The 216-nt window shown below is 54.2% G+C and carries 1 rRNA gene; it reads right to left on the bottom strand.

Going from position 1 to position 216, the window contains the following annotated elements:
- Positions 1 to 216 (bottom strand): 16S ribosomal RNA (locus H6A27_RS15920); the annotation flags it as partial.

The following is a 216-nucleotide window of genomic DNA, read 5'->3' as shown; positions in this document are numbered from 1 at the left end:
CCACATGTTCCTCCGCTTGTGCGGGCCCCCGTCAATTCCTTTGAGTTTCACCGTTGCCGGCGTACTCCCCAGGTGGGATACTTAATGCTTTCGCTTGGCCGCTGACCGTGTATCGCCAACAGCGAGTATCCATCGTTTACCGTGTGGACTACCAGGGTATCTAATCCTGTTTGATACCCACACTTTCGAGCATCAACGTCAGTTACGGTCCAGCAG

It is taken from the genome of Bacteroides caecigallinarum (assembly GCF_016902295.1).
Classification (GTDB): Bacteria; Bacteroidota; Bacteroidia; order Bacteroidales; family Bacteroidaceae; genus Phocaeicola; species Phocaeicola caecigallinarum_A.
Note: the sequence above shows the minus strand (reverse complement) of the source record. Positions and strands in the feature narration are given on the sequence as shown.